Genomic DNA, 22,019 nt, shown 5'->3' with positions numbered 1-22,019 from the left:
TGTTCGGTTCAATTTTTTATTCAAAAGTTTTGACTTCCCTGCCTTCAAATTGCCATTGGGTGATGCCACCTTCCAAGTCATAAATTTTCACAAAACCTGCTTCTTCAAGCTTTTCGGAACATTTAGCACTGCGACCACCTGATTTACAATATAAGATAACAGGTTTGGACTTATCCAACTTAGCAATATCCTCATCAAATGTAGGTGACATAAAGTCGATGTTTTGAGAATTGTTGATAAAACCGTGTTCATACTCTTCAGGAGTTCTTACATCAACAATTTGAACTTCTTCCAACTCCAGAAGGGTTTGCATTTCATCTGGAGTGATCACTTTTACTGTAGAATTGTTATTGTCTTTGCAATTGAAAAGCAAAAGCGTTATAACCATTAGTGTTAAAATTCTAAAATGTTTCATTTTTTTGATTGGTTTATAAATAGGATACTTCACCTTGCCATGCACTGAAGCCTCCTAATAGGTTGTATGTTTTTTCAAATCCCAATCGATTCATAATAGCACAAGCCTGACCACTTCTCCCTCCTACTTTACAATACACAAAATAACTTTTGTTTTTATCCAATTGATCTACCTCATAAACAAAGCCTTGACCTCTATGAATATCGATATGAATGGCATCAGGTATTACTCCTTGAGCCACTTCCATAGGTGTTCTAACGTCTAAAATTACTGCATTATTATCCGATTTCAATTTTGAAATCCACTCTTCTTGTGTTAAATCTGCCATAATTGATAAATTAATTTAGTATCAAAAACCATGCAAAATTAACTTTTCCTTATGAAAAAGACGAAAAAAAACCTGAAGTGTTACACTCCAGGTTCATAAATTTTCTTTGTCAAATGATTTTAAACTTTAATAGAACACCCGATAGCTCTGGTTTGAGTTTCCTTGATTTCTTTTCCAGCCAACAAAGCATCTACGGCATCTTCTACATATTTTGTGTTGACAGCACTGGCATCTTGGTAATTATCGTCAATAGCTCCAATGTATTTAACAACATTACCTTTTGTGGTTTTTTGTAATACATATACATGAGGTGTTTTGGTCGCTCCATATTGCGGATATATCTTTTGACCTTCATCCATTAAATATGGGAAGGTAAATCCTTTAGCCTTAGCTCGAGCTTGCATTGCTTCCATATTATCGCCAGGCTTTACATCTGTATTGTTAGGCATAATAGCGATAACAGGATAGCCTTGATCTGCATACTTCTTATTCAAAGCTTCTATACGATCTTCATAAGCCACTGCATAAGGGCACGTGTTACAGGTAAAGATGACAATGAATCCTTTAGCCGATTTATAATCGGATAGGGAAACTGTTTTACCGTCAATGTTTTCTAATTCAAAATCTGTAGCAACATCGCCAACATGATAACCATGGCCTCCTCCTAAATAGGTAAAGGACGATAAAGCCACAATGGTAATTAGCGAGAATACTGTTTTAAATGTGTTTTTCATGGGTTTATTTATTTAAGGAATTGTTTTATTTCGTTTTCAAGTTCTGTATAATCAAAAGATTGCTCATAAAATTTGCGTTTGTCCTTTGTGAAAATAATCGTTGCAGGAATAGCTCCAGTCCACTCTTCATCTACTTTTGGAATCCATACATTTGAGTTCACATCATCTAAAGCGACCACTTTTGATTGTAATTTTTTTTCCTTTATATAAGGTTTTAACTTTGTTTCATATTTACTAGGAAAGTCCAAACTCACTAACAAGACCTCTACATCACCTTTATATTTTTCATTGATTTGTTCAAAATATGGCAATTCTTTCACACAAGGCTTACACCAAGTCGCCCAAAAATTAACCACATGGACTTTATCGTCTGTTGTATTCAAAAACTTCTGCAATCCATCAAAATCATAAACTTCTAATGTTTCACTTGAGATTTCCGGATCAGACAAAGTTGCAACTTCCTTTTTATGTTCCTGTTCTTTACATGAAAAAGTAAGAACCAAAACCAATAACCATAAATACTTCATGATATAAAGTTAGTATTCCTTCCATTCGGAATTAAAACTTTAACAAAATATTAGTTTTGATATTTAAAATAAAGTATACATTTGTATATACAATTATTGTATATAAATGAATCTAAAGGAACGTTTAAAAACAAAAACAGGATTACCATTAGAAAAGCAAATGGTAATCAATATGTTTTTATCCAGCACATGGGTAAAAAACGAAATTTTAGCTGTTTTGAAACCTTACGATTTATCTATAGAACAATTTAATGTATTACGGATTTTAAGAGGACAAAAAGGTAATCCCATAAATCTGCAAGATATTCAAGAGCGCATGGTGAATAAGATGAGTAACACAACGCGCTTAGTAGATAAATTAATATTAAAGGGGTTTGTCAAACGTAATCAATGCAAGGAAAATAGACGCAAGATTGAAATTTACATTACTTCTGAAGGTCTAGAAATATTGAAAACCTTAGATGTAATTATTGAACAAACAGAAAAAGACATCACCTCAAATCTGACAATGACCGAATTAGAACAATTAAACAAATTATTATTAAAACTTAAATCAAAAGAACAATGAAAAACAACATTTTAAAAACCGGATTGCTAATGGTATTAGCAATATCTATTGCCTCATTCACTACCATTGAAGATAAAAAAGTAGCTGTAAAAGATAGCTCTGTAACTTGGAAAGGTTATAAAGTAACTGGATCTCATGAAGGTACCATCAATTTATCTGAAGGTGCTTTACAATTCGATGGTGAAAACTTAGTTGGAGGTGAATTCGTAATCGATATGACCACTATAAATGTAACCGATTTAGAGGCTGGTAGAGGAAAAGAAAAATTAGAAGGCCACCTTAAATCTGATGATTTTTTTGGTGTAGACCAACATAAAAAAGCCATTTTCAAAATCAACAAAGTCACAGGAGAAAATGGAGATTACAGAGTATTTGGAGATTTGACCATTAAAGGACAAACACTTCCTCATTCTTTGAAAATGACGGTTGATGGAAACACTGTAACTGCTAATTTTAAAATTGACAGAACAAAATATGATATTAAATACCGTTCCAATAGTTTCTTTGATGATTTAAAAGACAAGGCTATTTATGATGAATTTGACATCAACGTTACTCTTAAATATTAATTGAAATTTGATTAATAGCTTGAAAAGATTCTCACGACTTGTGAGAATCTTTTCTCTTTTATTTGAATTCTAAAATTTCATTTCTATATTTGGACCTGATAATTATGAACACAAAATTAAATCATACTTGGTGGTGGAATTCTCGAAACTCAGTCTTCGTGAACTAAACCTATAGTATATTTTTACAAAATATTGAAAAGGCTTGTCATTCACGACAAGCCTTTTTTAATTTAAACAACAATGAAAACCTTTAGTCTCTATACACATTACAAAAAAATATTGGCAGATACCATTACACCAGTGAGTATCTATTTGAAAATTCGAGATAATTACCCTAACAGTATCTTATTGGAAAGTAGTGATTACCATGCCAATGACAACAGTTTTTCCTATATCTGCTTCAATCCGATTGCCTCCATTCAAGTTAAAAACAACACCATTGAACAACTATATCCCGATGGAAGTTCAAAGAAAAACTATACAGAAAGCGTTTCCGTAACGGAAGAAATTCACAAGTTCACTAAACGTTTTAAAATCAATTCAGATACCAATTTCAAATTCATCAATAATGGTATATTCGGATATACAGCCTATGATGCTGTTAAGTATTTTGAAGATATCGATATTTCGAAAAAGGATAAGGTTTTGGGAATTCCTGACATCTACTATGCCGTTTATCAAAATATCATTGCCATCAACCATTTTAAAAACGAAGCCTATATTTTTGCACATTGTTTTGAAACTGAAAACAATATTGATGAAGTACTTCAATTGATCCATTCCAAGAATTTTGCATCTTATAATTTTCAGACCGATTCAGAAATAACCTCAAACCTCACAGATGAGGACTATAAAACGCATGTAGAATTAGCAAAAAAACATTGTGCTCGAGGTGATGTGTTTCAGTTGGTATTGTCTAAAAAATTTGAGCAAGCGTTTAAAGGTGATGAGTTCAATGTATATAGAGCCTTGCGAAGTATCAATCCGTCACCATATTTATTTTATTTCGATTACGGTAATTTTAAGATCTTCGGAAGTTCTCCAGAAGCACAATTAGTGGTAAAGGATTCACAAGCTGAAATCCATCCAATCGCTGGAACTTTTAAACGTACTGGGAACGATGAGGAAGATCAAAAGCTAGCAAAGCAACTCGCTGAAGACGATAAGGAAAATGCCGAACATGTGATGTTGGTCGACTTGGCTCGAAACGATTTAAGTCGTCATGGCAGTCAGGTTAAAGTAGAGACCTACAGAGAAGCTCAGTTTTTTTCTCACGTGATTCATTTAGTGAGTAAGGTCACTGGAAAAATTCACAAAAACACACCAACCATTCAAGTGGTTGCTGACACGTTCCCAGCAGGAACCCTTAGTGGAGCTCCAAAACACAAAGCGATGCAACTCATTGAAACTTACGAAAAAACTAGTCGTGAGTTTTATGGTGGCGCCATTGGTTTTATGGATTTTGAAGGAAACTACAATCATGCTATCATGATCAGAACATTTTTAAGCAAAAACCATAGATTGCATTGGCAAGCTGGAGCAGGATTGGTATCTAAATCAAATCCTGAACATGAGCTTCAGGAAGTATATAACAAACTTGGCGCCTTAACAAAAGCGATAGAATTAGCAAAAGAGATATGAAAGTATTAGTAATTGACAACTATGACAGTTTCACCTATAATCTGGTCCATTATCTAGAAGATTTACACTGTGAAGTCATCGTAAAACGAAACGACAAATTAAGTCTTGAAGAGGTTGAACCCTTTGAAAAAATAGTCTTATCTCCAGGGCCAGGAATACCTGATGAGGCTGGATTGCTTAAAGACATTATCAAAACCTATGCACCTACAAAAAGTATTTTGGGTGTATGTCTAGGTCAGCAAGCTATTGGAGAAGTCTTCGGTGGAACGATAAGCAACCTTAATGAAGTATTTCATGGTGTAGCCACTTTAGTAAAGATTACTGTAGATGATGAAATTCTATTTCATAATATGCCCAAACAAATTGAAGTGGGTCGCTACCATTCTTGGGTTGTCGATACCAATTTACCTGAAGCTTTGGAAGCCACATCTTTTGATGACAATGGACAAATCATGTCCTTGAGGCACAAAGTTTATGATGTGAAAGGCGTACAGTTTCATCCAGAATCGGTTTTAACACCACAAGGAAAGCAAATTTTGGAAAACTGGATAAAAGATAAAAGACAATAGATTTTAGATATTAGACAATAGATATTAGACGATAGATATTAGACAATAGACATGAACAACTATAGAGAATTAGTGGTTTGGCAAAAATCAATGCTTCTTGTTGAAGAAGTATATAATGTTTGTACAAAGCTACCTTCAGAAGAAAAATATGGTTTAACTAGCCAGATACAAAGAAGTGCAATATCAATTCCTTCAAATATAGCAGAAGGTGCTGTTAGGAATTCTAACAAAGAATTCAAACATTTTTTATCCATAGCCAATGGATCTTGTAATGAATTGAACACCCAATTAATTTTAATAAACAGAATCGGGTATTTACAAGAAAACGAATTAAAACATGTTTTTGAATTATTAACTTAAATCCAAAAAATGATTTATACATTAATTAAAAAATTTTCAAAAATCTAGATTCTATTATCTAAGATCTCATTTCTAAAAAACAATGAAGCATATACTTAACAGACTAATAAATCACGAAAGCATTTCTACTGAGGAAGCCAAACGTGTATTGGTAGATATTTCAGAAGGACAATACAATACAAGCCAAATTGCTTCCTTTCTAACCATTTACATGATGCGCAGTATTACCATTGAAGAACTCCAAGGGTTTCGAGATGCTTTGCTTGAATTGTGTATTCCTGTGGATTTATCAGATTTTAATACCATTGATTTATGTGGCACTGGTGGTGATGGCAAAGACACTTTTAACATATCAACGTTATCCTCTTTGGTAACTGCTGGCGCAGGAATTAAAGTTGCTAAACATGGCAACTATGGTGTATCTTCAGCATCAGGATCTTCAAATGTACTGGAAGCCTTAGGTGTTAAATTCACAAATAATGAAGACATTTTAAAGCGATGCATTGATAAAGCGGGAATTTGTGTCATGCATGCTCCTCTATTCCATCCTGCCATGAAAAATGTGGCGCCAATAAGACGTGAATTAGGTGTAAAAACATTTTTCAATATGCTCGGACCAATGGTGAATCCAGCCTTTCCAAAAAATCAAATGGTAGGCGTTTTTAGTTTGGAATTACAACGACTTTACAGTTATCTGTATCAAAATACAGATAAAAACTACAGTATTGTTCATGCATTGGATGGCTATGATGAAATTTCACTCACCGGAAACACCAAAATTGTGACTAACAACTCAGAAATCATGTTGCATCCAAGTGATTTAAATATTGATCAAGTTTTACCTTCAGACATTTTTGGAGGAGCTACTGTTGATGAAGCAGCTAAAATATTTAAAACTATTATTGAAAGTAATGGAACTGAAGAACAAAACAATGTGGTTTGTGCCAATGCAGGTTTAGCGATAGCTACAGTTCAACAAATCTCTCATCAAGATGGTTTTGAATTGGCCAAGGAAAGCCTAAAAAGCGGACAAGCAAATACCAAATTGAAACAACTTATAGAATTGACGAACTAATGGATATCCTATCAAAAATAGTACGTGACAAACGCATTGAGATCAACTATAAAAAAGAGTTGATACCTATTCAGCAACTAGAACAATCAGTACTTTTTAATCGAGAACCTATAGCCTTGTCCGAACGACTGGCGCAAAGTAAAAATGGTATCATTGCCGAACATAAACGTCGCTCACCATCCAAAGCGACCATCAATCATAGTTTGAATGTTTATGATGTTGCTAAAGGTTATGCATCTGCTGGAGTTTGTGGCATTTCGGTTCTTACCGACGGTAAATATTTTGGTGGTAGTTTAGACGATTTGCTCATGGCAAGAGCGAGTTGCACTTTACCACTATTGAGAAAAGATTTCACTATTGACATCTATCAAATTGTGGAAGCTAAAGCCTTTGGCGCAGATGCCATATTGTTGATTTCAGCTATTTTGACCAAAGAAGAGATTTCTGAATTTTCAACTTTAGCAAAATCACTTGGATTAGATGTCCTATTGGAAATTCACAATGAAGAAGAACTCCAAAAATCCATGATGCCAACTATTGATATGATTGGCGTGAATAATCGTAACCTTAAAACCTTTGAAGTTAGTTTAGAAACTAGTAAATCTTTAAGCAATTTGATTCCTGATGAGTTTATTAAAGTTTCAGAAAGTGGCATCAGCAATACTAAAGCTATTAAATCACTTCAATTGTATGGATACCAAGGTTTTCTGATTGGTGAAAACTTCATGAAAACGAATGATCCAGGTCAAAGCGCAACCGAATTCATCAAAAACTTAGAGTCATGAAATTGAAAGTTTGCGGCATGACAAATACAGAAAACATTAAAACCATAGCTGAATTAAATCCAGACTATCTCGGATTTATTTTTTATGAGAAATCAACCCGCTTTTTTGATGGCAAGATTCCTGACTTACCTGAACACATTAAAAAGGTTGGTGTGTTTGTCAATGCTGAAATAAACGTCGTAATGGACTCCGTAAAAAAACACAACTTAAATGCCGTACAACTGCATGGCAATGAATCTCCAGAGTATTGTTTAAAATTAAAAGGATTAGAAGTTGAAATCATAAAAGTTTTCAGTATTCATGACAACTTTGATTTTTCCGTATTGAGGCCTTATGAAACTGGTTGTGACTACTTTTTATTTGATACCAAAGGAAAGCTTCCAGGTGGTAATGGCTACACATTCAATTGGAACATCTTAAATAAGTATTCATCCACAAAACCCTTTTTTTTAAGTGGTGGCATCGGACTTGAAGAAACAAAAGAATTGCAATTATTTTTAAAAACTGAAGCTTCCACATATTGTTATGCCATTGATGTCAATAGCAAATTTGAAATAGAACCTGGTTTAAAGAACCATAAAGATTTAAAACAATTTATGTATGAACTACAATATTAACAATAAAGGCTATTATGGTGATTTTGGAGGTGCATTTATTCCTGAAATGCTCTATCCAAATGTTGAGGAGCTACGTCTCAATTATCTCGAGATAATGCGTAAACCTTCGTTCAAAAAAGAGTTTGAACAACTTTTGAAAGATTACGTTGGAAGGCCTTCTCCTCTCTATTTTGCTAAACGATTGAGTAAAAAGTACAACACCAAGATTTATCTAAAACGAGAAGATTTAAATCATACAGGTGCACATAAAGTCAACAACACCATTGGTCAGATATTAATGGCTCAGCATCTCGGAAAAACTAGAATCATTGCCGAAACAGGTGCTGGACAACATGGTGTTGCCACAGCAACAGTTTGTGCGCTTATGGGAATGCAATGCATAGTCTATATGGGAGAAATCGATATGGCACGTCAAGCACCTAATGTGGCACGCATGAAAATGTTAGGCGCTGAAGTTAGACCTGCTAAGTCGGGAAGCAAAACCTTAAAAGATGCTACCAATGAAGCTATTCGTGATTGGATCAACAATCCGATAGATACACATTATATTATTGGAAGCGTGGTTGGACCTCATCCTTATCCAGATATGGTAGCACGATTTCAAGCAGTAATTTCAGAAGAAATCAAAGTACAATTGAAGGCACAAGAAAACACTGACAAACCTGATTATGTAGTCGCCTGTGTTGGAGGAGGCAGTAATGCTGCTGGTGCTTACTATCATTTCCTTAACGATACTGATGTCAATCTTATTGCAGTTGAAGCTGCTGGAAAGGGTGTTTATTCTGGAGAAAGTGCTGCAACGTCAATGCTTGGCCGAGAAGGGATTATCCATGGAAGCAAAACGCTTTTGATGCAAACCGATGATGGACAAATTACTGAGCCTTATTCTATTTCTGCTGGATTGGATTATCCTGGTATCGGACCAATGCATGCACATTTATATGCTTCAGGTCGTGCAGAATTCATATCGATTACAGATGATGAAGCCATGATTGCTGGTCTAGAACTAAGTCAGTTGGAAGGTATTATTCCAGCTATTGAAACGTCTCATGCCTTAGCCATTTTTAATCAGAAAACATTTCAGAAAAACGACATTGTTGTCATCAACCTATCTGGTAGAGGCGACAAAGATTTAGAGAATTATATTGATTATTTTAAACTTTAAAATGAACAGGATTCACAAAAAAAGAATAAAACTTAAAAACTGGAACGTCATGCTGAACTTGTTTCAGCATCTCATCTTGTCATGAAAAAAAGTTATATCTATATAATCACTAATACATACAGAACTACATTTTATGTTGGCATCACTGCAAATTTAAGTCAGAGAATAATTGAACACCAAAAGGGCATTGGTTCAAAATTTACTTCAAAATACAATCTAAAGGATTTAATCTACTTTGAGGAATTCACCGATATCAATCAAGCTTTAGCACGTGAAAAACAAATCAAAAACTGGAAAAAGGAATGGAAACTTAACTTAATTAGAAAATTAAATACATTACAAATATAATGAGAACCTGAAACAAGTTCAGGTTGACGATGAGATCGTCCTTTTGAAATAGTTATCAATAATTAAAAAATAAGTTAAACTGAATTTATTTCAGCTACTGAAAAGAAAAAATGAACAGAATACAGCATAAACTCAAGGAAGACAAAAAATTATTGTCTATCTACTTTTCAGCTGGATTTCCGAATCTTGATGACACCGTTTCTATTATTGAGAATTTGGAAAAAAGTGGTGTAGACATGATAGAAATCGGATTACCATTTAGCGATCCTTTAGCAGATGGACCAACCATTCAGCAAAGTTCAACCCAAGCCTTAAAAAATGGAATGACAACCGAAATCCTTTTTGAACAACTAAAAGATATTCGAAATACCGTTTCCATTCCTTTAATCATTATGGGTTATTTCAATCCGATACTGCAATATGGCGTCGAAGCTTTTTGTGCCAAATGTGAGGATATAGGTATTGACGGACTGATCATTCCAGACCTACCAGTAGATGTTTATCATAACAACTACAAAACTATATTTGACAAACACAATCTTATAAATGTGCTTTTAATAACGCCTCAAACCTCTGAAGAACGCATTCGGTACATTGATGAAATTTCTAATGGTTTCATTTATATGGTTAGCACTGCTAGTGTTACTGGTAGTCAATCTGGTTTTGGAAAACCACAATTGGATTATTTCAAGCGCATTGCTGATATGAATTTGAAAAATCCACAGATAGTTGGTTTTGGAATTTCCAACCATGATACCTTTACGCAAGCAACAACTTATAGTAAAGGCGCAATTATAGGTTCTGCTTTTATTAAATTCTTGAAGAATAACCCTTTAGAGGACATATCAAAATTTATAGATGATATCAGAAATTAAAAAAGCTGATTCATTATTTTTGAATAGGTTTTATACAATCTATACTTAATGCATGAAGACACTCAATAACTATAAAATCATCCTGCTCCTTTGTTTCACTTTAGGCTTAGCACCATTCGTTCCAGAACCGCACATTTGGGGAAAACTGAAATGGATTGCTGGAGGTGCCAAAGGCATGCAGGCCATGGATTGGTTTGATACCTTTCTTCATGGATTTCCATGGGTTTTATTAATGCGTTTGGTTTTTGTTAAATTAATTCGTGTAAAGCATCCATCATGAAAAAAATTCTTGTCTTCATGCTTCTGATTTATGGTCATTATGGCTTTGGTCAGAGTCGCATTATGGAAAGTTTATCTATAGACAGTAAGTTATTGAATAAGGAGATAAACTATTCGGTATACTTGCCTGAAAATTATAACTCATCCGAACAAACATATCCAGTTTTATATCTCCTCCATGGATTCTTAGGAAATGAAACCGATTGGATTAGAATTGGCGACTTACAAACTACAGTTGACAAGCTTATTACATCTGAAGACATCGTTCCGATGGTCGTCATCATGCCTGATGGAGATGATAGATTATACATGAACAAAGAGGATGGCAGCTACCCTTATGAAGATATGTTTATAACTGAATTTATTCCTTTAATTGAATCTAAATACCGAATAAAAAAAAATAAAAAACAGCGTGCCATCTGTGGCTTATCAATGGGAGGCTCTGGTGCTTTACGATTAGCGTTTAAACACCATGATATATTTGGAGTTAGTGTGGCCTTTAGTGCAGGAATCTCTACTGAAGAGGAAATTGCAAACGAAGCTTCTGAGACCTTTGAACCTTATTTTGGTCGCATTTCTCCATCTGTGATTGGGAAAAAAGGGAAAGATAGACTCAATAGTACAATTGAAGATTATGATGTTTTGCATTGGGTGAAACATACTAATGCTAACATTCTTAAATCAATTCAAATTTATTTTGATTGTGGTGATGATGATTTTGTAACTGTTGGAAATGCCCAATTGCATATCTTATTAACACAGAAAGGAATTCCACACGAGTATCGAGTTAAAGATGGCTCACACGATTGGAATTATTGGAAAACGGCACTTCCCGATGGGATACGTTTTATTAGCAAGGCAATAAAAGATTAATCTTAATTTTATGGAATCGAAACGAAAAAAAGTACTCAAAACAATTTCCGAATATGCTCAAATTTTTTTGGGAATTGTCCTTGCCAGTATTGGATTAAAAGCTTTTTTATTACCAAACGGATTTCTTGATGGAGGTGTCACAGGAGTCGCTCTTTTAATCGAAACACTCGTTGATATTAACCTTTCGTTATTACTCATAATCTTTAGTGTTCCGTTTCTTATTCTTGGCTATTTCACACTTTCAAAACGAATCATAGCAAAGTCGATTATCAGTATTTTAGGCTTGGCTCTTTTTATTCACTTTGAAAATTTCGACACCATAACAGACGATAAATTGCTCATTTCCATTTTTGGCGGACTCTTTCTCGGATCTGGAATTGGCATAGCCATTAGAAATGGTTCGGTGTTAGATGGTTCAGAAATATTGGGTGTTTTTATCAATGATCGTTTTGGGATCAGTATTGGTAAAGTTATTTTATTCTTCAATGTCATTCTATTTTCAATTACAGCACTCGTCATTTCTGTTGAGATTGCTTTGTATTCCATCCTTACTTATATCGTTACGGCTAAAGTGACCGACTTGATTATTGAAGGATTTGAAGATTTTATCGGTATTACCATTGTTTCCAAAGAATATGAAGCTATAAAGATTTCAATCATTAAGGAATTGGGAGCAGGAATGACCATTTATAAAGGAAAAAAAGGCTTCGGAAGTAAAGGTGAAATACAAGATTTTGATATTATACATACCATCATCAATCGTATTGACATCAAGAAGATGTACCGAATTGTTTCCCATATTGACGAGGAAGCCTTTATTGTAGAGTTTGATGTCAATAGTGTTAAAGGAGGTGTTTTAAGACGCTACCTCAACAAAAAGAATGACAAAAAACTCGCAGCTTATATTTCTGAGCAAGAATTGTAATTAAATTACCATGCATTTTTGCAAAGTATCCTCATAAATCTTTTCATACTGAGGAACTATCTCATGAATATCGAAACGTTTTGAAGCCTCTTTGGCATTTCGCTTAAATTCAAGTAATCGCTCTGGATCACTCAAAATATGAATGGCATTTTTGGACATGTCCTCAACATCATTCACAGAACTTAAAAACCCAGAAACACCGTGACTATTTACTTCAGGAATACCTCCTGTATCACTGGAAATAACAGGAACTCCTGAGGCCATAGCTTCTAAGGCCGCCAAACCAAAACTTTCTGTTATGGAAGGCAATAAAAACAAATCGCTAAAACATAAAATCTTATCGATTTCATTACTGTTTCCAAAAAATATGACTTTATCAATAATACCTAAGCGCTCACATAACAGTTCTGCCGATTCGCGTTCTGGACCTTCACCAACCATCATTAATTTTGCTGGCATCGCTTTCTGGATATTATAAAAAACCTTAATCACATCAGGAATTTGCTTTACTTTTCTAAAGTTACTGATATGAGTTATGATTTTCTCATTATCTTCAGCCATCATACCTCGTTGACAGTCGGTAAAGTGATTGTGATGTTTATCTATATCTATAAAATTTGGAACGACATCAATCTCTTTTTTGATATCAAATAGACGAAGCGTATCTTCTTTCAAACTTTCAGATACTGAAGTCACTGCATCTGATTTATTGATACTGAAGGCTACAGCAGTTTTATAAAACGGATGACTTCCAACTAAAGTGATATCAGTTCCGTGAAGCGTCGTAACAATCGGAATATAAATTCCTTCCTCCTGTAACATCTTTTTGGCCATATATGCAGCATAGGCGTGCGGAATGGCATAATGCACATGCAATATATCAATCTTATGTAGCTTGACCATATCTACAAGTTTACTCGATAAGGCCAATTCGTAAGGCTGATATAAGAACAAGGCGTATTCGGGAACTGTTACTTCATGATAATGCACATTGTTACTAAGCAACTCCAATCGAACAGGTTGACTATAAGTGATAAAATGGATTTCGTGACCACGCTTGGACAATTCCAATCCTAATTCTGTTGCAACGACTCCACTTCCTCCAAAGGTTGGGTAACAAACTATGCCTACTTTCATTCAGGTTGATTTTTATATAGGTCTTATTTACATTAAAAACCTAACATATCATTCTTAGTTAAGGGTAAAGATAAAACTTCTAGGAGTTAACTAAGAAGGCTTTTAACATTTTGGAAAGATTATTCTATGATGGCATCGTAAATGGCCTCTTGGATTTTGGTTCGGATATCTTCCCTTAACAACCTGTTTTGTCCAGCTTTAGGATAAGTTCTATTGGCTAAAAAGATATACACAATTTCCTCTTCAGGATCAGCCCACGCATAGGTTCCCGTAAATCCGGAATGCCCAAAACTTGTCATAGACAAACAACCACACGTCGGACCAGCATCTCCTAATTGTGGTTTATCAAAGCCTACACCTCTTCTATTATCTTCATCACAATAATAGCAAGTATTGAACTTATCAAGTGTTTGTGTATTGAAATAACGTTTACCACCATAGTAACCTTTCTGGAGGTATAATTGCATGATCTTAGCCACATCATTAGCGTTGCTGAAAATTCCAGCGTGACCGCCTACGCCATTTTGCATGGCTGCTCCCATATCATGTACATAGCCATGAACCTCTTGATATCTAAAATAATCATCGACTTCTGTTGGGATGATATTAAAATCACTAAATTTCACTGAAGGATTATAGGTTGTATAATTGGCTCCCAGAGATTGGTAAAAATGGTCTTGAACCAATTCATCCAAAGTCTTATTGTAGTACTTTTCAATATATTTTTTTAGGATATAATACGGCATATCACTGTAACGATAACGTAATCTGGATAACAAATCACTTTCCTTTATGATTTTTTGGATGGAATCTGGATAGTCACTTCTCAAGTACATGTCTTCTGCAACCTTGACATTAAACTTTGGTGAAGCTTTACGTCTGTAATATTTTGGATCGGGTTTTTTGGTTACCGAATCTAATGTCGCCACATAAAATGGAATCCAAGGCTTTAATCTCGCATAGTGGGAAAGCATCTGTTTTAAAGTGACATTCTTTTTGTTTGAAGACGTATACTCTGGCAATAATTTTGAAAGCTTTGTGTCAAGCGTAAAAGCCCCTTTTTCTTCCAATTCCATGACCAATGGCAAGGTGGCTAAAATTTTAGTGAGTGATGCTACATCATAAACATCATCAAACTTTACAGCTTGTTTCTTTTCATAGGTATGATAACCATAATTCTTATTGAAGATCACTTTTCCTTTTCGTGCGATAAGCAGTTGAATTCCAGGTGTCATTGCTTCATCAACAGCATATTGAGCAATTGAATCTACACGTTTCAATAATTCCGAACTCATACCTACACGTTCTGGCAACCCATAACTTAAAGTATTCAAAGTGTTGTAGGTTATTCCTTCACCAACTCTAAAAAATTCACCTGATGTTACTGGTAAGGATCCCTTAACCGGAAACGCTCCGAATATTGCTTGTGCAGATTTTTGTTGGGAGATTGCACTATTCTGATAACTCATCACAATCCCTTCAATATTAGTGATTGTTTTTAAATCGATTAAGGCATAAGGCCTTGTAAAAACATCTAGAATAACCGTATTGGTTCTAGCAATTTCATATAGCCAAACCAATTCTTTATCTGTAAACTCAAAGGATTTCCACGGATTGTCATTAGAACGATGCAAGCCAATAATCACGGTGTTGTAATTCTGAAGTTTACTTATCATCTCATCCAACTTTTCAGCTTTCACATGATGGACTTTGGTATATTTTTTTAACTCATTATAAAATGGTGTCCCATCATCATCTCCAAAAGACACATAGGCGACTTTTTTGGTTTGGAGATTTCGAAGTGGTAAAATCTCAGATTTGTTTTTTAATACCGTTATGGCATTCTCCATTAATTCCTCGTACAATAAATCGTCTTTAATGCGGTTGAGATCTTCATTAATAGTTGTGAGCCCAATAGGACTGTAATCATAAAGTCCGACCTTGTATTTAGCCATCAGTATTTTTTTTACTGAATGTGCCAAACGTTCTTCGGTAATGATCTTGTTTTCAAAAGCAGTTACAAACGCTTTAATGGCTTCCTCTGGGTTCTCAGACATTAGCATCACATCGTTTCCAGCCAAAAATGCCATTAAATCAATCTTCCCTTCTTCTGGCATATTAGTCACACTAACACCATCAACACCTTTTTCAACATAATCAGCAACACCTTTCATCTCTAGGGCATCTGTAAAAATCAATCCTTTAAACTGAAGAGAATCTTTTAGAAGATCTGTAACAATTCGTTTTGATAAGGATGAAGGAAATCCTCTTCTGGTTTCCAAACTTGGAACATTCAGATGGGCAACCATGACACTACTCAATCCTTCTTTAATTAGCTTTTTGTAGGGATAGAGCTCAACGGAATCAATCCGTTTTTCATCAAAATTAATAGTTGGTAAGGTTTTATGGGAATCTGATTCAGTATCACCATGTCCAGGAAAATGTTTGGCATTCGCTAAAACACCTGCTTTTTGCATCCCTTTCATAAAGGCTAAGGCTTTTTCAGTAACATTATCACGATCTTCCCCAAAAGAACGATTTCCGATGATAGGATTTTTAGGATTGGTATTGATATCGACTACAGGTGCGAAATTAAAATGCACGCCAATTCGTTTACAGTGTTCTCCAATTTGATAACCTGTACGTTCCACTAACTTGTTATCTCTTATGGCTCCAAGGGTCATATTCCATGGAAAAGCATAGGTAGAATCCAAACGCATACTCAAACCCCATTCGGCATCCATACCGATAAGCAAAGGCGTTTTAGAAATGGCTTGGTATAAATTATTGAGTTTGGCTTGACGAACTGGACCTCCTTTTGAAAAAATCAATCCACCTATATGTTGGTCCCTTATAAGTCTAGCTATTTTATTCTCAGTTGCTTTATCTTGATTCGAAAACACCTGAACCATAAACAATTGACCAATTCGTTCTTCTAAAGTCATAGCTTGATATAAGCTATCGACCCATTTTTGTTGATCAATCCTATCTTTAGTAACTAAAGGATGTGCTTCATTTTGTGAAAACAGTGTAAGGCAATAAAAGCAAGTGGCAATGAGGGACAAAAATTTTCGCATAAATCTATTCTACATTTACATCTATATACAACTAAAAACTATGCCAAAATAGTATTTTTAGAACTAAGTATAAAGACTTTAAGATAGATTTATAAAGACAGTTGTAAACATAATTAAGTGTCAACTTAATCAATTAAATCGATATGTCTGTCGTGATAACCCAAAAGATAAAGCACACCGTCAAGTCCGATACTTGAAATGGAGCTTTGAGCATTATCTTTCACCTTTGGCTTGGCATGAAAAGCGATTCCTAGACCAGCCAGATTAAGCATTGGTAAATCGTTGGCACCATCTCCAACAGCTATCGTCTGTGCAATATCGATAGCTTCCTTTTTAGCAATTTCCTTGAGATATTCAGCTTTTTTATTCCCATCAACTATGTCACCAACATAGCCTCCTGTTAAAACACCATCCTTAATCTCCAATTCATTGGCATATAGGTAATCCATACCCAACTTATCCTTTAAGTAATTTCCAAAATAAGTAAATCCACCAGATAAAATTGCCGTTTTAAAACCGTAGCTTTTCAAAGTATCAATTAATCGTTTGGCGCCTTTTGTGATAGGTAGGTTTTCTGCTACATCCTGAAGGACATCTTCGCTCAAACCTTTTAATAATTTCATGCGTTTTTTAAAACTTTCCTGAAAATCGATTTCACCTTGCATAGCCGATTCTGTAATCGCTTTAACTTCTTCTCCAACACCAGCACGCTTTGCCAATTCATCAATAACTTCAGCTTGAATCAATGTTGAATCCATATCGAAACATACTAAACGACGGTTTCTTCTAAAAATATTATCTTCCTGAAAAGCTATATCAACATCCAAATCACTTGAAATTTCAACAAACTTTGAAGTGAGATCGGCTTTACAATCAATTTTTCCTCTAATAGATAATTGAATAGATGCACGTGGATATTCTTCTTTTTCGACTAATGAAATACGACCCGTAAGTCTTTTGATGGCATCAATATTTAAGTCTTTATCAGAAATCACTTTAGTAACTCTTGATATTTGTTCTGCCGATAATCGCTCACCCAAAATCGTAACAATATAACGGTCTTTACCCTGAAGAGTGACCCATTTTTCATAATCTTCTAAGGTAATCGGTGTAAACTTAGCTGTGACTCCAAGTTCATAGGACTTAAAAAGTAAATCTTTTAGGACTGCAGCAGAATCATGTCCCGATTCAATTTCAAACATAAAACCTAAAGACAATGTATCGTGAATATTTGCTTGACCAATGTCTAAAACCTTTGCTCCATATTGAGATAAAACATTGGTAATGCCAGAAGTTAGACCAGGTTTATCCTGTCCAGAAATATTCATCAGAAAGATTTCTTTTTTCATAATAAAAAATGAGGCTTCTATTTTATAAAAATCTGCTATGCCAACTTTCACTAGCTGGCACTTCCCAATTTTCGTTAAACTCTGCAATATTGGCCACCATATTATTAAATACTATGGTGTTTTTTGAAATAGCCTTATCCTTTGCCATTTTCTTGAAATCCAACAAAGGCTTATAAGCTACATATGCTCCTTGTTTGTAAGACACATTCATCTTATCCATAAGATCAACATTATAGTCTTTTTCCAATTGTTGTATAAAATGAACTGAAGCATCTATACTACAACCTGTCGCCTTATTGAGATTTTGGTTTAAAGCAATGACTATAAATCGCTTGTATTTTATGGTATAGCCTGCCTGAAGATCACTTCCATGGGCTGTCCAATCTTTTAAAAAGACATCTATTTTCTCTTTTATTTCTGAAAGCTCCTCATCGGAAAAAGAGCGATTGGCTTGATAGATCCAAACCCTTGAATCTTCTGGTAACGTATTAAAATCAACTAGCATAGATTCTTATTTCTGATGTTTCTTAAAATTTCTATAGGTAAGAAAGCCATACATGATGCTTGAAAAAACATAATAAAATCCAAGACGTTGCCATGAAAATCCGCGTCCCAAAAAGTAATCAATGACGGTTATTATCAGACAGAACACGACACCACCTACCAAACCAGCAATGATGACTTGCTTTTTATCAATTTTTGACACGGTTATAAATTTTCAGAATTAGCAATGATTTCGGCAATATCCATAACCTGGACCTCAGCCTCCTTTTCGTGAGCCTTGATACCATCAGTCATCATTGTATTGCAATAAGGACAACCAGTAGCGATGATATTTGGTGCCGTTTCCAAAGCATCTTTGGTACGCAATACGTTGACATCCATATCACCTTTTTCAGGTTCCTTAAACATTTGGGCACCACCAGCGCCACAACACAAAGCTGTACTTTTGTGGTGTTTCATTTCGATTATACGAGCATCTGTTTGTTTAAGAATATCCCTTGGCGCTTCATAAATTTTATTGGCACGACCTAAATAGCATGGATCATGAAACGTAATACGTTTTTCCTTATAGGTTTTTGCCTGAAGCGACAATCGATTGGAATCAATAAGTTCCTTAATGAATTGTGTGTGATGCAACACCTCATAATTTCCGCCAAGACTTGGATATTCATTTTTAAGTGTATTGAATGAATGTGGGTCACAAGTAACTATACGTTTAATTTCATAGCCATTCAACACCTCAATATTCATCATGGCCTGCATTTGAAATAAAAATTCGTTTCCAGCGCGTTTGGCAACATCTCCAGTACAACTTTCTTCAGTGCCCAAAACCGCAAAATCGACATTGGCCTTGTTAAGGATTCTTACAAAAGCCCTTGTTATTTTCTTTGCTCTATCATCATAACTTCCAGCAGAACCAACCCAAAACAAAATTTCAGGTTGACGACCTTCCGCCATAAATTCTTGCATTGTTTTTACCTTAAGTTCATTGCTCATAATATCAATGCATTTATGTTATTCATTTACCCAATTTAATCGGTCCATTTGATTGTATGGCCAAGGTGCTCCGTTATTCTCAATATTACTCATCATATTGTTAAGCTCCATAGGAGCAGCACTTTGTTCCATTACTAAGTAACGACGCATTTCTAAAATAATTGACAACGGATCAATACTCACAGGACAAGCCTCCACACAAGCATTACAGGTAGTACATGCCCAGAGTTCTTCGTTGGTAATATAATCTCCTAGCAACTGCTTGCCGTCATCTTTAAATTCGCCTCCATTGGCATCTATATTTTTTCCAACCTCTTCCAATCGATCTCTTGTATCCATCATGATTTTCCGAGGCGATAATTTCTTTCCAGTCATGTTTGCCGGACAAGAAGAAGTACAACGTCCACATTCTGTACAGGTATAAGCATTCAACAGTTGTACCCAACTTAAGTCTTGAACATCACTTGCTCCAAATTTTGCTGGTACTTCTGCTGTATCAGTAGCTTCAGGAACAGCAAACGGATCGGCATTTGGATCCATCATAAGTTTCACTTCATTAGTTACAGACTCTAAATTTGAAAACTGTCCTTTAGGCGTTAATTTGCCATAATAGGTGTTTGGAAATGCCAAAAGAATATGCAAATGCTTTGAGAAATAGAGGTAATTTAAAAAGACTAAAATACCTAAGATATGTAACCACCAAGCCGTACGTTCAATAAGATGTAAGGTGTTTTCAGAAAACCCTTCAAACCAAGGCGCTATAAATTGGCTGATCACATTACCGGAATCCATAGCTTGAAACTGTAAATCGGTAGCATTCATGGTAAGGAACAAGCACATTAATACCACTTCAAAATACAGAATGATATTACCATCATTTTTAGGCCAACCTTTCATTTCAGCACTCAGGAAACGTTTTAGTTTAATGACATTTCTCCGCAACCAAAATACGATAACAGCCACTAGAACCAAGACCGCCAATATTTCAAAAGATCCTATGAGAATCCCGTAAAGAGAACCCATTGAAGAAAAAATACGATGGGTTCCAAATAGACCATCAATAATAATTTCCAGAACTTCAATATTAATGATGACAAAACCTACATATACTATAACATGGAGAAATCCTGCTATTGGTCGTTTGACCATCTTACTTTGTCCAAGGGCAATCATCGCCATATTTTTCCAACGTTCACCTTTATTATCTGAAACGTCTTTATCTTGGCCCAATTTTATGTTCCGGATGAGTTTTTTTACATTTCTAGTAAAATACCCAACACCTAATATTAGTGCTAAGGCAAATAGAATTTGTGGAAGATAGCTCATATACTGTTTGTATTATTTTTGATCTCTAATTTCATTCCCCTCGGCATCATAGCGTTTAGGTTTCTTTCCAAAAAGAGAAAAATGCACGTATCGTTTCGGGTTGAGTTTCATGTCTTGTAGTAGCTGTTCCAGTTGTTTGGAAGCTCCTTCAAGATTATTGTAGAGACCTTCATCTTTTAAAAGTTTTCCAATGCTTCCTTGACCATTATTGATGTTTGCCATCATCAAATCAAAATTCTGAACTGTTGATTGTAAATCGGCTATTGTTGCTGATAAATTAGCATTTGCCAAGGAGTCTGAAATTTTAGAGAAATTCTCAGACGTATTCTCAAAATTAGACAAGGTTGCTGTTAAGGCTTCCTGGTTGGAATCAATTAAACGGTTTAAGGAAGTTGAGGTTGTTTTAAAGGATTTTATGGTTGCATTCAATTCTGAAATGCTTTCTTTAAGATTGTTTTTAGTTTGATCATCCAAAACGTCATTGACATTTGCCAGAAGAGAATCTGCTTGAACCATAACACCTTCAATTTTTTCCTGTAAAGGTGTTAATCGTTGGTTGACCAATTCGGTTAAACCAGCTTTAACTGAAGATTCCAAATAGCTTCCTGATTCAGCGTTTTCAGCGTTGTCAAATGCAGGTATAATAGCAACAGCTTTACCTCCAATGAGTCCTAAATCATACAATTGTGCCTTACTGTTCTTTGAAAATTGAAAATCATTATCTACCATAAGGGTCACCTTCAATTGTCCAGATCCATCCCCTTTAAAATCAATGGCTTTCACTTTACCAACGTTCATTCCATTAATTGTCACTGGAGTCGAAGGCGCCAAACCTTCTACATTATCATAAATGGCATAATAGGTACGAGAAGAATCTAAAATATTTTCGCCTCTAAGATAGTTAAATAGGTAGATGAACAATACTATACCAGATATAACCAGTACTGCAGTTTTTACTTCTCTAGAAATTTTCAATA

General features: G+C 34.9%; 26 protein-coding genes. 14 read left to right on the top strand and 12 right to left on the bottom strand.

All coding sequences use genetic code 11. From position 1 onward, the window contains the following. Positions 1-16 precede the first annotated feature (16 nt). From AB9K26_RS01675 to AB9K26_RS01660, 4 genes are all read right to left on the bottom strand, one after another. Positions 17-415: a rhodanese-like domain-containing protein gene (locus AB9K26_RS01675; protein WP_369970799.1), complete on the bottom strand. Its 399-nt coding sequence runs from the start codon at positions 413-415 to the stop codon at positions 17-19. Between the two features lie 13 nt (positions 416-428). Beyond that, complete coding sequence (locus tag AB9K26_RS01670; RefSeq protein WP_369970798.1) at positions 429-743, bottom strand: rhodanese-like domain-containing protein; 315 nt, start codon at positions 741-743, stop codon at positions 429-431. Between the two features lie 119 nt (positions 744-862). After that, on the bottom strand, positions 863-1,477 hold the full coding sequence (locus tag AB9K26_RS01665; protein WP_369970797.1) for a thioredoxin family protein: 615 nt from the start codon (positions 1,475-1,477) through the stop codon (positions 863-865). Between the two features lie 8 nt (positions 1,478-1,485). After that, positions 1,486-2,004, bottom strand: a complete 519-nt coding sequence (locus AB9K26_RS01660; RefSeq protein ID WP_369970796.1) for a TlpA family protein disulfide reductase — start codon at positions 2,002-2,004, stop codon at positions 1,486-1,488. Positions 2,005-2,110: 106 nt separating this feature from the next. Here AB9K26_RS01660 and AB9K26_RS01655 point away from each other — a divergent pair, with 106 nt between their 5' ends. The 14 genes from AB9K26_RS01655 (at position 2,111) to AB9K26_RS01590 (ending at position 12,653) form a co-directional block, all read left to right on the top strand. Then, positions 2,111-2,572: a MarR family transcriptional regulator gene (locus tag AB9K26_RS01655; RefSeq protein WP_369970795.1), complete on the top strand. Its 462-nt coding sequence runs from the start codon at positions 2,111-2,113 to the stop codon at positions 2,570-2,572. Further along, positions 2,569-3,141, top strand: a complete 573-nt coding sequence (locus AB9K26_RS01650) for a YceI family protein (protein ID WP_369970794.1) — start codon at positions 2,569-2,571, stop codon at positions 3,139-3,141. Before AB9K26_RS01655 ends, AB9K26_RS01650 begins: the two co-directional genes overlap by 4 nt. Positions 3,142-3,381: 240 nt before the next feature. Then, complete coding sequence (locus AB9K26_RS01645) at positions 3,382-4,782, top strand: anthranilate synthase component I family protein (protein WP_369970793.1); 1,401 nt, start codon at positions 3,382-3,384, stop codon at positions 4,780-4,782. After that, positions 4,779-5,351 carry an aminodeoxychorismate/anthranilate synthase component II gene (locus AB9K26_RS01640; RefSeq protein WP_369970792.1) on the top strand — a complete coding sequence of 191 codons (573 nt, stop codon included), beginning with the start codon at positions 4,779-4,781 and terminating at the stop codon, positions 5,349-5,351. Before AB9K26_RS01645 ends, AB9K26_RS01640 begins: the two co-directional genes overlap by 4 nt. Before the next feature lie 51 nt (positions 5,352-5,402). Next, positions 5,403-5,711 carry a four helix bundle protein gene (locus AB9K26_RS01635; protein WP_369970791.1) on the top strand — a complete coding sequence of 103 codons (309 nt, stop codon included), beginning with the start codon at positions 5,403-5,405 and terminating at the stop codon, positions 5,709-5,711. An 82-nt stretch (positions 5,712-5,793) separates the two neighbouring features. Then, the gene (gene trpD / locus AB9K26_RS01630) at positions 5,794-6,786 is read left to right on the top strand and encodes an anthranilate phosphoribosyltransferase (RefSeq protein ID WP_369970790.1); all 993 of its coding nucleotides are present in this window, start codon (positions 5,794-5,796) and stop codon (positions 6,784-6,786) included. Further along, entirely contained in the window at positions 6,786-7,571 is a 786-nt protein-coding gene (gene trpC / locus AB9K26_RS01625; protein WP_369970789.1) for an indole-3-glycerol phosphate synthase TrpC, read from the top strand. The genes trpD and trpC overlap by 1 nt, the downstream gene beginning before the upstream one ends. Beyond that, positions 7,568-8,188 (top strand): phosphoribosylanthranilate isomerase, encoded by a 621-nt coding sequence (locus AB9K26_RS01620; protein WP_369970788.1) that lies wholly within the window; start codon positions 7,568-7,570, stop codon positions 8,186-8,188. Before trpC ends, AB9K26_RS01620 begins: the two co-directional genes overlap by 4 nt. Next, a complete protein-coding gene (gene trpB, locus AB9K26_RS01615) occupies positions 8,172-9,353 on the top strand; it encodes a tryptophan synthase subunit beta (protein WP_369970787.1) in 1,182 nt (393 codons plus the stop codon). Before AB9K26_RS01620 ends, trpB begins: the two co-directional genes overlap by 17 nt. 81 nt (positions 9,354-9,434) lie before the next feature. Further along, the gene (locus AB9K26_RS01610) at positions 9,435-9,701 is read left to right on the top strand and encodes a GIY-YIG nuclease family protein (RefSeq protein WP_369970786.1); all 267 of its coding nucleotides are present in this window, start codon (positions 9,435-9,437) and stop codon (positions 9,699-9,701) included. A gap of 110 nt (positions 9,702-9,811) precedes the next feature. Further along, positions 9,812-10,576: a tryptophan synthase subunit alpha gene (trpA, locus tag AB9K26_RS01605; RefSeq protein ID WP_369970785.1), complete on the top strand. Its 765-nt coding sequence runs from the start codon at positions 9,812-9,814 to the stop codon at positions 10,574-10,576. Positions 10,577-10,628: 52 nt separating this feature from the next. Further along, on the top strand, positions 10,629-10,856 hold the full coding sequence (locus AB9K26_RS01600) for a hypothetical protein (RefSeq protein ID WP_369970784.1): 228 nt from the start codon (positions 10,629-10,631) through the stop codon (positions 10,854-10,856). Next, on the top strand, positions 10,853-11,728 hold the full coding sequence (locus tag AB9K26_RS01595; protein WP_369970783.1) for an alpha/beta hydrolase: 876 nt from the start codon (positions 10,853-10,855) through the stop codon (positions 11,726-11,728). Before AB9K26_RS01600 ends, AB9K26_RS01595 begins: the two co-directional genes overlap by 4 nt. Before the next feature lie 10 nt (positions 11,729-11,738). Then, on the top strand, positions 11,739-12,653 hold the full coding sequence (locus AB9K26_RS01590) for a YitT family protein (RefSeq protein ID WP_369970782.1): 915 nt from the start codon (positions 11,739-11,741) through the stop codon (positions 12,651-12,653). Here AB9K26_RS01590 and bshA read toward each other — a convergent pair whose 3' ends face one another. The 8 genes from bshA to AB9K26_RS01550 form a co-directional block, all read right to left on the bottom strand. Beyond that, positions 12,654-13,790: an N-acetyl-alpha-D-glucosaminyl L-malate synthase BshA gene (gene bshA, locus AB9K26_RS01585; protein WP_369970781.1), complete on the bottom strand. Its 1,137-nt coding sequence runs from the start codon at positions 13,788-13,790 to the stop codon at positions 12,654-12,656. 119 nt (positions 13,791-13,909) lie between these two features. Beyond that, entirely contained in the window at positions 13,910-16,867 is a 2,958-nt protein-coding gene (locus AB9K26_RS01580) for a glycoside hydrolase family 3 N-terminal domain-containing protein (protein ID WP_369970780.1), read from the bottom strand. Between the two features lie 125 nt (positions 16,868-16,992). Then, positions 16,993-18,216, bottom strand: a complete 1,224-nt coding sequence (serB, locus tag AB9K26_RS01575; RefSeq protein WP_369970779.1) for a phosphoserine phosphatase SerB — start codon at positions 18,214-18,216, stop codon at positions 16,993-16,995. Between the two features lie 22 nt (positions 18,217-18,238). Next, positions 18,239-18,721 carry an ABC transporter ATPase gene (locus tag AB9K26_RS01570; protein ID WP_369970778.1) on the bottom strand — a complete coding sequence of 161 codons (483 nt, stop codon included), beginning with the start codon at positions 18,719-18,721 and terminating at the stop codon, positions 18,239-18,241. 6 nt (positions 18,722-18,727) lie between these two features. Beyond that, entirely contained in the window at positions 18,728-18,922 is a 195-nt protein-coding gene (locus AB9K26_RS01565; RefSeq protein WP_369970777.1) for a hypothetical protein, read from the bottom strand. Positions 18,923-18,924: 2 nt separating this feature from the next. Beyond that, positions 18,925-19,716 carry a (Fe-S)-binding protein gene (locus AB9K26_RS01560; protein WP_369970776.1) on the bottom strand — a complete coding sequence of 264 codons (792 nt, stop codon included), beginning with the start codon at positions 19,714-19,716 and terminating at the stop codon, positions 18,925-18,927. Positions 19,717-19,734: 18 nt separating this feature from the next. Then, positions 19,735-21,042: a 4Fe-4S dicluster domain-containing protein gene (locus AB9K26_RS01555; RefSeq protein ID WP_369970775.1), complete on the bottom strand. Its 1,308-nt coding sequence runs from the start codon at positions 21,040-21,042 to the stop codon at positions 19,735-19,737. A 12-nt stretch (positions 21,043-21,054) separates the two neighbouring features. Beyond that, positions 21,055-22,017, bottom strand: coding sequence for an MlaD family protein (locus AB9K26_RS01550; protein WP_369970774.1), 963 nt, complete (start codon positions 22,015-22,017; stop codon positions 21,055-21,057). Between the last annotated feature and the right edge of the window lie 2 nt (positions 22,018-22,019).

Origin of the sequence: Psychroserpens sp. XS_ASV72 (assembly GCF_041224425.1) — a bacterium.
Lineage (GTDB): Bacteria > Bacteroidota > Bacteroidia > Flavobacteriales > Flavobacteriaceae > Psychroserpens.
The sequence above is the reverse complement of the archived record's forward strand: the minus strand, read 5'-3'. Positions and strand labels throughout refer to the sequence as shown.